Annotated in this window: 21 protein-coding genes and 1 pseudogene; 11 read left to right on the top strand and 11 right to left on the bottom strand. The window is 61.7% G+C overall.

The genetic code is table 11. From position 1 onward, the window contains the following. The first annotated feature begins 186 nt into the window (after positions 1–186). From ACSKB8_RS05220 to ACSKB8_RS05235, 4 genes are read left to right on the top strand one after another with little or no spacing between them, the layout of a single operon-like run. On the top strand, positions 187–591 hold the full coding sequence (locus tag ACSKB8_RS05220; protein WP_438103004.1) for a hypothetical protein: 405 nt from the start codon (positions 187–189) through the stop codon (positions 589–591). A gap of 10 nt (positions 592–601) precedes the next feature. Next, a complete protein-coding gene (locus ACSKB8_RS05225; RefSeq protein WP_438103006.1) occupies positions 602–1,051 on the top strand; it encodes a hypothetical protein in 450 nt (149 codons plus the stop codon). Between the two features lie 28 nt (positions 1,052–1,079). Beyond that, the gene (locus ACSKB8_RS05230) at positions 1,080–1,724 is read left to right on the top strand and encodes a hypothetical protein (protein WP_438103008.1); all 645 of its coding nucleotides are present in this window, start codon (positions 1,080–1,082) and stop codon (positions 1,722–1,724) included. A gap of 12 nt (positions 1,725–1,736) precedes the next feature. After that, complete coding sequence (locus ACSKB8_RS05235) at positions 1,737–2,465, top strand: SOS response-associated peptidase (protein ID WP_438103010.1); 729 nt, start codon at positions 1,737–1,739, stop codon at positions 2,463–2,465. Here the strand turns inward: ACSKB8_RS05235 and ACSKB8_RS05240 are convergent. After that, entirely contained in the window at positions 2,462–2,770 is a 309-nt protein-coding gene (locus tag ACSKB8_RS05240; protein ID WP_438103012.1) for a HigA family addiction module antitoxin, read from the bottom strand. The two genes, ACSKB8_RS05235 and ACSKB8_RS05240, sit on opposite strands and share 4 nt — an antisense overlap. A 16-nt stretch (positions 2,771–2,786) precedes the next feature. Then, positions 2,787–3,065: a hypothetical protein gene (locus tag ACSKB8_RS05245; RefSeq protein ID WP_049831776.1), complete on the bottom strand. Its 279-nt coding sequence runs from the start codon at positions 3,063–3,065 to the stop codon at positions 2,787–2,789. 103 nt (positions 3,066–3,168) lie between these two features. Here ACSKB8_RS05245 and ACSKB8_RS05250 point away from each other — a divergent pair, with 103 nt between their 5' ends. Beyond that, on the top strand, positions 3,169–3,816 hold the full coding sequence (locus ACSKB8_RS05250; RefSeq protein WP_438103014.1) for a hypothetical protein: 648 nt from the start codon (positions 3,169–3,171) through the stop codon (positions 3,814–3,816). Between the two features lie 552 nt (positions 3,817–4,368). Then, entirely contained in the window at positions 4,369–4,623 is a 255-nt protein-coding gene (locus ACSKB8_RS05255; RefSeq protein ID WP_438110410.1) for a hypothetical protein, read from the top strand. Positions 4,624–4,631: 8 nt separating this feature from the next. On the opposite strand, the gene ACSKB8_RS05260 is transcribed toward ACSKB8_RS05255, so the two are convergent. From ACSKB8_RS05260 to ACSKB8_RS05270, 3 genes are all read right to left on the bottom strand, one after another. Then, positions 4,632–4,883 carry a hypothetical protein gene (locus tag ACSKB8_RS05260; RefSeq protein WP_438103016.1) on the bottom strand — a complete coding sequence of 84 codons (252 nt, stop codon included), beginning with the start codon at positions 4,881–4,883 and terminating at the stop codon, positions 4,632–4,634. A 15-nt stretch (positions 4,884–4,898) separates the two neighbouring features. After that, complete coding sequence (locus ACSKB8_RS05265; protein WP_438103017.1) at positions 4,899–5,828, bottom strand: Ku protein; 930 nt, start codon at positions 5,826–5,828, stop codon at positions 4,899–4,901. A 139-nt stretch (positions 5,829–5,967) separates the two neighbouring features. Then, the gene (locus ACSKB8_RS05270; protein ID WP_438103019.1) at positions 5,968–6,099 is read right to left on the bottom strand and encodes a hypothetical protein; all 132 of its coding nucleotides are present in this window, start codon (positions 6,097–6,099) and stop codon (positions 5,968–5,970) included. 380 nt (positions 6,100–6,479) lie between these two features. Here ACSKB8_RS05270 and ACSKB8_RS05275 point away from each other — a divergent pair, with 380 nt between their 5' ends. Further along, positions 6,480–6,647: a hypothetical protein gene (locus ACSKB8_RS05275; RefSeq protein ID WP_438103021.1), complete on the top strand. Its 168-nt coding sequence runs from the start codon at positions 6,480–6,482 to the stop codon at positions 6,645–6,647. 13 nt (positions 6,648–6,660) lie between these two features. Continuing rightward, positions 6,661–6,909 (top strand): hypothetical protein, encoded by a 249-nt coding sequence (locus tag ACSKB8_RS05280; protein ID WP_438103023.1) that lies wholly within the window; start codon positions 6,661–6,663, stop codon positions 6,907–6,909. Between the two features lie 55 nt (positions 6,910–6,964). Here ACSKB8_RS05280 and ACSKB8_RS05285 read toward each other — a convergent pair whose 3' ends face one another. From ACSKB8_RS05285 to ACSKB8_RS05305, 5 genes and pseudogenes are all read right to left on the bottom strand, one after another. Beyond that, positions 6,965–7,150 carry a hypothetical protein gene (locus ACSKB8_RS05285; RefSeq protein WP_438103025.1) on the bottom strand — a complete coding sequence of 62 codons (186 nt, stop codon included), beginning with the start codon at positions 7,148–7,150 and terminating at the stop codon, positions 6,965–6,967. A 143-nt stretch (positions 7,151–7,293) separates the two neighbouring features. Continuing rightward, a pseudogene (locus ACSKB8_RS05290) lies at positions 7,294–7,618 on the bottom strand (hypothetical protein). Positions 7,619–7,700: 82 nt separating this feature from the next. Continuing rightward, positions 7,701–8,153 carry an Hsp20 family protein gene (locus tag ACSKB8_RS05295; protein ID WP_438103026.1) on the bottom strand — a complete coding sequence of 151 codons (453 nt, stop codon included), beginning with the start codon at positions 8,151–8,153 and terminating at the stop codon, positions 7,701–7,703. A 230-nt stretch (positions 8,154–8,383) separates the two neighbouring features. Further along, positions 8,384–8,551 carry a hypothetical protein gene (locus ACSKB8_RS05300; protein WP_438103027.1) on the bottom strand — a complete coding sequence of 56 codons (168 nt, stop codon included), beginning with the start codon at positions 8,549–8,551 and terminating at the stop codon, positions 8,384–8,386. Positions 8,552–8,936: 385 nt separating this feature from the next. Next, complete coding sequence (locus ACSKB8_RS05305; protein ID WP_438103029.1) at positions 8,937–9,170, bottom strand: hypothetical protein; 234 nt, start codon at positions 9,168–9,170, stop codon at positions 8,937–8,939. 50 nt (positions 9,171–9,220) lie between these two features. Here ACSKB8_RS05305 and ACSKB8_RS05310 point away from each other — a divergent pair, with 50 nt between their 5' ends. Both ACSKB8_RS05310 and ACSKB8_RS05315 read left to right on the top strand, forming a co-directional pair. Then, the gene (locus ACSKB8_RS05310; protein WP_438103031.1) at positions 9,221–9,697 is read left to right on the top strand and encodes a hypothetical protein; all 477 of its coding nucleotides are present in this window, start codon (positions 9,221–9,223) and stop codon (positions 9,695–9,697) included. A 91-nt stretch (positions 9,698–9,788) separates the two neighbouring features. Continuing rightward, positions 9,789–10,118, top strand: coding sequence for a hypothetical protein (locus tag ACSKB8_RS05315; protein ID WP_438103033.1), 330 nt, complete (start codon positions 9,789–9,791; stop codon positions 10,116–10,118). Between the two features lie 189 nt (positions 10,119–10,307). Here ACSKB8_RS05315 and ACSKB8_RS05320 read toward each other — a convergent pair whose 3' ends face one another. Next, positions 10,308–10,688, bottom strand: a complete 381-nt coding sequence (locus tag ACSKB8_RS05320; protein ID WP_438103034.1) for a response regulator — start codon at positions 10,686–10,688, stop codon at positions 10,308–10,310. A gap of 154 nt (positions 10,689–10,842) precedes the next feature. Between ACSKB8_RS05320 and ACSKB8_RS05325 the strand changes: the two genes are divergently transcribed. Further along, entirely contained in the window at positions 10,843–11,229 is a 387-nt protein-coding gene (locus ACSKB8_RS05325; protein ID WP_438103036.1) for a response regulator, read from the top strand. Positions 11,230–11,388 lie beyond the last annotated feature (159 nt).

An 11,388-nucleotide genomic window follows, 5' to 3' on the forward strand; every position in this document is an offset into this window, starting at 1 on the left:
GCAAGAATAAACGGAGCAGTTTCAGGGTTTTCTCCGTGATTTCCTCGATTCAGGAGATCTCCGGCCCGCTCCATCACGTGTCTAGGCGGCCGATCGCGGTCCGCTTCGCGCTTTGGTGCCTCCTTTTTCCATCACCGGCCTACCACAAGCTGGACATCCATGTTCTTGTTATGTTCTATTTTGGACATGACCGATCGTCCCGCCAGTTGGCGCATGCCGAGCCCCAAAATGATGGATAAGATGGCTGCTGAGGCTGCCGTCGGCAGAAATGCGCCGCCATCGGATCCGGTTGGTCCCGCCGACGCGATGCCGCCCGAATACTGGAACGCCGTCCTGGACGACGCTTCCGCCGACGCCCGGCCTACCGGCGATCCGGTATGGAAGCAGAAGCTGGCCGACATCCAGCGGCACTTGCTGCGGGTCGCCTGTCACCGCTGCGGCAGGACGGTCGAGATCCAAAAGATCGATGCGGTAAGGCTTTACGGTCCCGAGTCTCTCTGGAAAGACGTCGGTCAGCGATTGCTCGATGACACCTGCCAGCAGCGGACCGGGCGCCACGTAGAGGACGGCTGCTGGCCAAGCTACGAATAGGTGTCAGCGAATGGCGCCGAAGCATCATCCCACGTCGCTGTCGGGAGGCGACCGCAAGGCGCTCCAAAAGGAGGTGCATAGGGCACGGGCGATGACGACCGTGCTGGCGCAGCGGTCAGCGGAGCTCTGGGTCGAAGGCGAGAAGCTGATCCGCCAGGCGGACAAGTTGTCCGCAGAAAGCTGGAACGAGCGGATGTGGGCGGATGGCACGCCCATCGATCCGTCGCCATCGATCGACCAGGCAATAAACGGCGGCTACCCTTGGCTCGAAATCGAATGCTCTCGCTGCAAGACCCGCCGGGACGTCGACCTCGCAGCCCTCTCCGACCCGTCGACGACATTTGTTCACGACTTGGCCGGCCGGCTCCGGTGCAGCAAATGTGCTAATGCCGGGCGCCGCCCATCGACTACGCTGTTACAATTGGCAGTTCGATGTCGATACGATCTTTCGCCGCCGTGAGGCCATGCAACAAGGCAGGTCCACCATCATGTCCGCACCACATCAGGATAAGGCAACCTTGCACGCGGACGCGCGCAGGCGTCGCATCCTGTACTCGCTGAATGACCTGCAGCAGGCCCTGAGTGCGTGCGCGTTCCTTCACGAGTGCGACGAGGATGCGAGCTATTCCAAGGTCGATCTCCGGCGCTTTCGCTGTTTCGAGACCACTCTCGTCGTCGCCTACACCAGGCCGTTTACCCAGTCGCGGGGCGGGACGATGCCACTCTCCATGAAGATGGTGGGCTTGAGGCTTTCCGACGAAAAGCGGGCACTGCATGCGCGACTGGTAGAGATGCGCAATACGATCATGGCCCATTCCGACGAGGAGATGATGCGCATGACGACGGAGCCTTTCGACGTATCGACGGGGGACGGCGAACCACCGATATATCTGATCCAGACCGTCTTCGACGAAGGCATCACTCTGATCGGGAAACTGCTCTTCGAAACCAACGAACTGTTGCACGAAGTCTACCAGGCGATCGCTCATACGCTGTTCAACGAACTGCAAGCGAAGCCGGAATTGTTCGCACTCAGAATCGATAGCGAAGCGGCGAGAGCCGCGCGAAGCATAGCTTCCCGATCCGTCGCAACGCGTGACGATCAGAACGCGCGTAGCGAAGATTCGGAATAGGGCTGCAGGTTCATGTGCAATCTTTACAGCATGACCAAGAACGTTGACGCGATCCGGCGCCTGTTCAATGCGCTCAACAGCAAGGTCGGCAACCTGCCGTCGATGCCCGGCATTTTCCCCGACTATCCTGCACCGATCGTGCGTAATGACGCCGAGGTACGAGAGATCGTCATGGCACGCTGGGGCATGCCCTCGTCACAGCGCGCGCTGATGGACGCGACGAAGAAGCGAGCCGACAAACTGCAGGCCAAGGGCAAGGAGGTCGACTTCAAGGGGCTCCTCCGGATGGAGCTAGATTCCGGAATGACCAACATCCGCAACGTCTCAAGCGCACACTGGAAACGATGGCTCGGTACGGAGCATCGCTGCCTTGTGCCGTTCACCTCGTTCAGCGAGTACGACACCGTGGACGGCAAGAAGGTGCCGGTCTGGTTCGCTCCCGACGAAAGCCGACCCCTGCTCGCCTTTGCGGGCCTCTGGACGAATTGGACCAGTGTGCGGAAGGCCAAGGAAGGCGAAGTCACCGCCGACATCTACGCATTCCTGACGACGGAGCCGAACGAGGAAGTGAAGCGCGTGCATCCGAAGGCGATGCCGGTCATCCTAACGACCGCGGACGAATACGACGTCTGGCTGCGCGCGCCGTGGGACGAGGCCAAGCGGCTGCAGCGGCCGCTGCCGGACGGCGCCTTGAAAATCGTGGCGACCTGCGAGAAGGAGGATCCGGCACCGCTTGCTTAGGCGGGCATTTCCGTAGCCGGGAGAAGACAGCGAACGGCATCGGCCGCGCCCGCGAGCTTCTTCTCGGCGTCGAACAGATCGACCGCCGTCTGCAGGTTCATCCATAGTTTGGCCGACGTGCCGAGCGCCTTGCTCAACAGGATCGCGGTCTCCGCGGTGATCGCCCGTTTGCCGTTGACGATCTCGTTGACGCGAAAGCGCGATACGCCCATCGCCTCGGCAAGTTCGTCCTGAGTGATCACGCAAGGGGTGAGGAACTCCTCGCGGAGCACCTCACCCGGACTGGTCGGTCGTCGTTCCGTCATATTGGCCTCGATCGTCTTAGCCCGTGTCTTCGAGCGCGATGTTGACAGCCTTTTCAAGCTGCCATTGGAAGGTGATCCACCATTGGCCCTCTGTGTTGCAGCAGAAGGTGGGCGGCGCGGTGTTGCGGCGCTTCGCGATACGTCCCCGGCCCGCGATGCGACAGTCCTCCAACCGCGCGGCTGCGAGCAGGATGTCGATCTGCCTGGCGGCTCGACGCGCGACGCTTTCGGGCACATCCGTCCGGTGCCGGCCATGGAAAACGTCTTCGGTTCGCTCGTCGGCGAACGTGTTCATGGTACTTCTCCTCAAGAATTGGAATCGATGCTGGATTGGACGAACACGTCGTCCAGTTCGGCTCGATGCCGGGAGGAGAAATTCCGGTCCTTACTCGGTAGCGATGAATCGCGACGCGCTCCGCGTCGTTGCCGCGCAGGTAGGCGCGGGTCCGCCTGAAGACGAACCTTTGAATGCGGCGGACGCGCTTTTGGATGGCCTGCTTGACCACCGACTCGATGCGCCGGACATCCGTCTCGGACAGGTGCACATGCGCAATCTCATGACACAGATGGAAGAGAAACTCCGGATCCGGATCCGGGAAAGTGTAATCTTGGACATCGTGATTTCCGTCGACGATGACCGGGCCCGGCAAGAGGCTCTTCCAGAGATCAGCGACCTCGTCGCGGATGGCCTCGATCTGCTTTCGCGATATGTATGCTTCGTCGATGCGCGCGCGATCCTGCCAGAACGGCGCGCCCGCAGCGCGGCCGTTCTCGCGGACTTTCGCCTGTTCGGTCAGCAGCAGCGACGCCGGCTTGATGTCGCGATGACTAAGGGTCGACCAGAAGCGCTTCTGCTTGAGGTTCTCGTCTTCGGTGAGCGCCGAGACGAGCCGCGCCACTTCAGCAGCGTGCTGATGGTGGAAGCTGAGGAATACGGCAGCCTTCGTCATCGGCTCGAAGACCTTGGTCTCCGCGCCGAGAACGACTTCTCTCAACTCAGGCTGCAGCTTGAATGCCATGGTTCCAATATGCCACACGACATGTGACATTACAAGGCGGCGTTCTTCGCCACCGCCGCAGCGCCAACGCCTGCGCCTGGTTGTGCAAGAGGCTGGAGTGGATTCGGGGGGATACGATTGCCTCGACTCCGCCGGCCCGCTGCCCTCCTAGGATCGTCCGGCTCGCCGTGTACACGGTGAGCAACTCTTCTTCGATGATCTTGATGCCGTCGAGCCAGACGGCTTGGTCGATCTCGTCCGCGAGGCGAGCCAAGCGCATGCCAAGCGAAGCCCTTGCGGCGATTTGAGCACCGCGCGATCCCAGCAGAGGATTGTCGTCGGATCCATACACGTAGGCGGAGTGGGCGAACGCCTCTCGCTTCAGCGCGGCTACTGTATCGTGCCGGCCGGATACATGTTCCGCTAAGCGTCAACCTGGCGATCCGCGTCGACGCTCTGTTGCGGTGCGCCGACCGGATTTGCAGATGGACGAAACACGTGGAAAAGACAGACACGGCATTTCGGAATCCCTGCCCCGTGCTAACCGCCGGAACGGATGGCGGCCCGGAAGGATTCGGGCTTGCAGGAGACCTGTTCGCGATGCTGATGACGAAGGAAAAGCGGCCACCTATCCGCACGTTGCGCGGCTGGGCCATCTCTGTGCTGAACGAGGCTGGCGCCATCCGGGAGTGCGAGGAGCACGGCTGGATGCAGGACCGGGCCGATCCGCGTGCACGTGAGCTGGCTATCGATCTAGCCTGCTGCGACGCGCCGACTGGCATCCCACCCGATGAAGCTGAAACCGAGGTCCGCAACGTGTTGAATTCGATCGGCGACACCTGCCCGGAGTGCTGAGGCTCGGCCTAGCGCCGGCGCGCGACCCAGACGCCCAACAAGAGCGCGACGAACAACGACTGCAACGGGGCTTTGACGGTGACCTCGCGGAGCTGCTCGGCCCAGCGCATCGCGGCATCCGATGAACGCGACCAGGTCGGGCGAGACTTCCCCGTTCCCGCCGTGGAGCCCGGCTTCGCACCGGCAGCCAACTCCGCGCCATCCTGGTCGTTCACAAGCCCGGAGGCTTCCGTCATCGCAGAGGCTTCCTTCATATCCATGCGACTTTCCTCCTGTTAGGCGGACTTGCGCTGTGGCCTGGCCGCAGGCTTCTTCGCCGCCGCCTCCTTCGCCGGCTTCTTGCCGGCGATCGGCATCAGCATTTCCTTCTGCCCAGCGGCGGCCTTCCTCCCCTTCTTGGCCGGCTTCTTCGGAGCCTCGCTCCCGGCCGAGGCGCCGCCGACGCTCCGGCGCAGCGCCTCCATCAGGTCGACGACATTGCCAGTCGCTGGCCGCTCCTTCGGCGTGATCGGCTTGCCTGCGCGCTTCTGGTTGATGAGGTCGATCAGCGCGGTTTCGTAGTGGTCCTCGAACTTCTCCGGCTCGAAGCGACCCGACTTTTGGTTCACGATGTGCTTGGCCAAGTCCAACATGTCCTTGGTGACCTTCACCTCCTGGATCTCGTCGAAGTATTCCTGCTCGCTCCGCACTTCGTACGGATAGCGCAGCAGCGTGCCGACCAGGCCCTTGTCCATCGGCTCGAGCGCGATGATGTGCTCGCGGTTTGTGAGCACCACGCGCCCGATCGCGACCTTGTCCATCTCGCGGATGGTCTCCCGGATCACGGCGAAGGCGTCGTGGCCGACTTTGCCGTCCGGCCGGAGGTAGTAGGGCCTGATGAGGTAGCGCGCGTCAATGTCGGCCTTGTCGACGAACTCATCGATCTCGATGGTGCGCGTGGATTCCAGCGCGATCTCCTCGAGCTCCTCTTTCGTGACCTCGATGAACTGGTCCTTCTCGAGCTGGTATCCCTTGATGATGTCCTCGTTGGGCACCTCGTCGCCGGTGTCGGCGTCGACCTTCAGGTACTTGATGCGGTGGCCGGTCTGCCGGTTGAGCTGGTTGAAGGAGATCTTCTCGCTCTCGGACGTGGCCGGATAGAGCGCGACGGGGCAGGTGACGAGCGAGAGACGCAGAAAACCCTTCCAATTGGCACGCGGGGCCATACGCAAAACTCCGGGGCAGGACTCGGACTCAAGACGAACGAGGCGGCCTAGTTCCGACATGGCCGCCGCACTCCGGGCGGATTCTCCGCGATCGCGCACGCCGCGCCGGCGGAATCCTCGGCCGCGGTGCCGTCCTAGCTTAACTCATCGTGAACAAATAGGGAACATGACCATATGTCCGCAAAGCCTGACACCGCTGCGCCCCCTGCTGCTCAAGCTCGCGAATGACGGTGTCGCGGTCGAGAGACTCGAACAGGTCTCCAACGGTCATGTCGTCACCTCTTCGCGACCGATAGCTATCGGTCACTCCTTGCGATTGCGCGCGCTGCGAACCCGGCCGCGCGCGTAGCCGGCCGAGACCTTCGATCGGAGCTCGTCGAGCTGCGCTTCGAGGAAATCGTTCGCCACCAGCAGCGCCTTCACCGCTTCGCGGGCATCTCCGCCACAGGCGGAAAGCCCTCGGCAGGTCGCGAACCGGCAGGGGCAAATCGAGGCCTGGGACGAGATCGTCAGCCTGAAGCCACTTCCGACGGAATACGCCGGCCGGGTCGATCTGGTGCGGCACGACTCCAGGCGCAACCACCTCGACGTCTCCGGTGTGCTCAAGGGATGTGACGATCTGCTCGCGATAGAATTCGTTGACTGGCGCCAGTGGCTCTCGATGCCCGTCGTCCTAAGACCCTCGATCTGGATGAGGCCGCCGACCAAGCCATCTTTGGCTCCGGAATGGAAGACGCGCCCCTGCCCACGGTTCTGGCCGCGATCCTCAACGAGATGACCTTCGCCGGCTACAGCAACATGCAGGCGACAGGCAACTGAACGGAGGCATAGGATGTCCGAGGTGACCTACTACGTCGCGCTGCCGTTTGTCCTCGCGGACGATGGTCTCGCAGCAGGCGAGGCGACGGAATGTTTCAGCGCCAACTCCGCGGTGATGCGCGCCGAGGCGCTCTCGCGCAAGCCCGGCCACGTCGGCGCCATCGCGTTTTCGCGGAGCGGTGACCCGTCGAGCGGCGACTTCAGCGAAGCCAAGGTGATCCGGAAATTCGGCGAGGTTCCGGACGACCTGAGCGCCCTGTGAAGCCCGACTGGGCTTGTGCGGAGATCGGGTGCATGCGCGGTCTGAATGGCCCGCACTAGGACTGGCTCGGCGGCTTCAGCGGACTATCGATCCACTTCTGGGCGGCGGGATCGTGCAAGGGATCTCCGTCGCAGTATGGGCAGACATAACGCTTGCCGCTCCTGCTCGGGTCATCGGGCCCAAGCTTCATCGGCCGCCCGCACGCCGGGCATGCCTTCCGGATCGGATGGACCATCGCCATTGGATTTCCCTGCCGCGGCAGCCTACTGCCGCTCGCGATGCGGGCACAAGCGTTTCCCTCGGCCTTGAGTCCTCGCGCAGCAGTTTGTTCGGAAGGCTCGCCGATTCCGCGATGCAGTTGCGGTTTCTCCATGGCGCCCCCCTTCATGCCGTCGCGCACCGCTCCGCCAATCGAAGGCGCATCGGTTTGCCGCCAGGCGGATGGCGCGGGCCGCCATCGAGCTCGCAAAGCGCCTCGAGAATTTCGTCGATGGTGACGGGCGCCTTCAGCTCTTCGGGAGCCCGCAGCGACGGGCAAGATGCGATCGCCGATGCGTCCGAGGCCCATGAGGCCAGTATGGCGCGCTTCTCTCCGAGACTGAGGCCCGGGTGGGAGACTGACATCCCGGGGGCATTCGAATTTGGTACGGGGATGAAGCAGGTAGTCGAAATCGAATACGTTGTCGTGGATCGCGGTCGTCGGCCGCATGTTCGCCTCCTGACTTGGACGAGTCGCCGGTGCCCGCCGCGCGGGTCCGCGCGGCGGGTGGATCGTGGGCGTCGCAGGCCGATCAGGCCGCCTTGGATTCGATCTGCTTGACGTTGCCCGAGGTCGCGCCGTTGATGTCGATGCGGCGCGGCTTCATTGCCTCGGGGATCTCCCGCTGCAGGTCGATGATGAGCAGGCCGTTCTCGAACCTGGCACCCTTGACCTCGACATGATCGGCCAGCGTGAACTGGCGCTTGAAGTTGCGCGCCGAGATGCCGCGATGCAGGAAGGTCTTCTCCTCCTTCTCGGCCTTGTGGCCCTCTAGGGTCAGCACGTTCTGCTCGACCGTGAGCGCGACTTCGTCCGGCGAGAAGCCGGCGAGCGCCACCGAGATCTGGAAGCGGTTCTCGTCGAGACGTTCGATGTTGTAGGGGGGATAGGTCTCTTCGGCGGTCCGCTGGACCTCGTCGAGAACGTCGAAAAGGCGGTCGAAACCGATGGTCGACCTCCACAGGGGAGTCCAATCATACCTCATAGCCAAATCCTCCTTGGAGCAAGATGGGTACGAGCCGGCACCGGACACCTAACCCGGCGCCCGCCTTGCAGGGCCCCTAAGGCACCCTGACCGCGTCTGCGGCGACAAAAAAATTTGGAAGCCGCGAAAAAGTTTCAAGAGGTCGGCACGATTTTTTGCGCTAGGAATTGCGATTGGCCGGCCTATTCCCGTGCGGTCACAGCGCCGCGCTGTGACCGCGGCGTGGCGGCTCACTCCTCAGTGGGACCGGCGGCGCTTCCCGGTTCGAGCAGGCTCAGCGCGGTCTCGATCTTCGCGAGCAGCCGTTCGATTTCCTCGCGTTCGTTCGGCCCAGGGGCGCTCTCGAGCCGCTCCAAGAGCTGCTCTTTCTGCGCAAGCAACTTCGCGACGGTCGACATCGCCCTCCCCGATGTTTGAGCCTGTATCCTTCGGTGGAATTGGTGCGTCGGATCCGATCCCGCCAGCCCTCTCCGCAAGGAGAACGACTGCGTGACGAGCCAGATCCCGGGCGGTGGGCACTCCGGATATCCCACTCGGACGGCGTCCTTTTGCCGTTGCGGATAGCGCCACAGCCGATGGTCGCCTGCGAAGAAAGCTCCGGTCAGTGAATGACCGGCGCCTCGCGCAGCGCCCTCTGGCCTACCTGCCTCAACCCAGCGACCGAGGTCTCGCCTTAAGAACAAGAATTTCGTTCGCGATACTGTCGCCCAATCTCAGCATCTCGGTGAGACGATCCGACTGATCTTTTAGCGAAAAGTTTTTGTTGGAATGGGCCGCATCATTTCATATCCGTCGAAGATGTCCGATTGCTTTGTAGGGATTCTCGTCTAGCCAGCCATTTAGCGCGGCAATGTCGGCTTTACCCGAGAGCGTACTGGCCACTCCGGGATAGGAGATCATCTGTTTCACTTTTTTCTTCAGAAATGGCGGCGCAAGCCGCTCGAACGTTTCATCCAGATGGTTGGATATGATATCGGCGGCGATCAACGTTGCGCCTCTATCGGATTCGTCAAGCAAGTCTGTTACAACAATGTTGAAGGCCTTCAGTACATCTGGATGATCAAGCCATGGAACGCGAGGCGATGGAGTTCGCCGTCGAGCTGATGCACACGTCCAAAGCGTTTCACAGCATGGTCTGCAAGCGGCTCCAGATCATCTCTCATGAGGACATCGACACGGCGGCCAGCCCGCACATCGTCCCCTTCGTCAAGGCAGCGTGCGAGCAGGCAATGCTATGGTACGATCCGGAGAAGCTAGGCGGCTCACGGCTTGCCGTCGGCAACGCGCTGATGTGCCGCGCGCCGAAGAGCCGCATTGGCGATCACTTCGCTTCCTCTATCGGGCTTCGCTCTCTGCTGGAAGGCTACGCGCCGGAGATACCGGATTGGGCTAACGACAAGCACACCATCGCGGGTCGCAAGGCCGGGCGCGGCATCGATCACTTCCGCAAGGAGGGCGCCAAGCTCGTGCCGCCGCCGACAGAACTGGACCCATACATGGGGGAAGCCTATCGGTTGTGGGACCTCAAGGCGCGGAGCAAGTGAGCACCGCCTGACACGCTTGCGCCAAAAATAAGTGTTACCCAAACGAGCGTAAGCACTGTTCGGTAACACTTAAGAATTTGAGAGGCGTCCGATGTCGCGCGGCTTGGGCTGGGTGCAGCGTGAGTGCTTGCGCGTGATCGAGGACTGCGAGAGCACGGGCAAGAAGGCGACAACCTTCACCATTGCGGCAGAAGTCTATCAGGTTAGGCCAGACAAGAACGGCAACCGCTGGATCGATGACGCGCAGCACGTCGCTACCAAGCGCGCCCTGACGAACCTTCGGCGCAAGGGCCTCGTCTCGGGAGAACAGATCGCTGCAGTGCATGCCGACGGCACAAAGATATTCACAATGGCAAATCCAGCCAATGGTCGTACCGAACGGTGTTCCATCTGGAAACTTGTAACTGCACGGTCGGAGTAGCAGCGCCCCCGACCGGGTATCGAGCGCCCTTACCGCGGGTAAATAAAATCCGATTTGCGCGATTGCATCCTCAAAGGGCTCGGTCGCGCGTACCCCGCTTTTCTGCGCGCCCCAAAGGACCCGGAGCCAGAGGGACTTACACCAGTCCGTGGGTGTCGGGCTAAAGGACGGCGCCAGCCGTATTTCGTCCTAGTCACTTCCTCGCGGACACAGCCGCCCGATATCCTCTACGAGTTCTAACGGGTCGAAGGGCTTCTGAAACCGTTTCACGTCGGCGAAGCGCTCCGGGATGATGTCGCTCCCATACCCAGTATAGAAGACAAAGGGTATGCGCTGCCGAACCAGTTCGTCAGCGATGGGGTAAGCTGTCTTGTCGTGGAGATTGACGTCGATAATGGCTACGTCGAAATGATCGCGCGCCGCTCGTCGGTACGCTGCGTCAAAGTCACCAAAGGGCCCTATGATAGTCGCGCCGCGGGATTTGAGCGCTTCTTCCAGATCATTCGCCAGAAAATACTCGTCCTCGACGATAAGAACACGGCAACCAGTCAGCTTGTTGCTCCCGCTCATCACGGCACTCCGCTACAACGGGTTGGCCACAACTCCGAAGCCTAAAAGCGGCGCGTTGCCGATTGTTCCGACCCATTTGTTCACGTTTGAACATTTCCCGCCTTGCTGCGTTGCCTGCCCAGGCTACAGCGGAGTTGGCCGTGCGGAGGGGAAATTGACAGAAGTCCCCATAGTTCTCGTCATCGAAGACGAGGAGCTATTGCAGGAAATCATTCATGACGCCCTGAAGGAGGCGGGCTTCGACTTGACAACGGTTGCGTCAGGTCGGGAGGCCGTGGCGATGATCGAGAGCGGCGTTGTCAAGTACTCCGCGCTCGTGACCGACATCAATCTAAAAGGTCCGATGCAGGGCTGGGAAGTCGCTCGTTTGGTTCGTCAAATCGACGCTGCATTTCCCATCATCTACATGACGGGCGCTGCCGCCGACGATTGGGCGTCGGAAGGCGTACCCAACAGCATTCTGCTCAAGAAACCTTTTGCTCCGGCGCAACTTGTGACCGCCGTTTCGCAATTGCTTAACGTCGGAGGTCCCACCGCGTAGGCGCCGCGCGGACCGCCTATCGCAGCGTCCTTCGCTCCGCCGCCACGTCGGCATCAAGCATTTCAAGCTGGCGCGCCAGGCCACTGAAGGTCCGGCTTATGTTCGCTAGAAGGGATGCTCTTTTTTCTGAAATCCCGGCCTGCCTCGCTTGCGCCCTGT

It is taken from the genome of Bradyrhizobium sp. BR 1432 (assembly GCF_051547705.1).
In the GTDB taxonomy this organism is placed as follows: domain Bacteria; phylum Pseudomonadota; class Alphaproteobacteria; order Rhizobiales; family Xanthobacteraceae; genus Bradyrhizobium; species Bradyrhizobium zhanjiangense.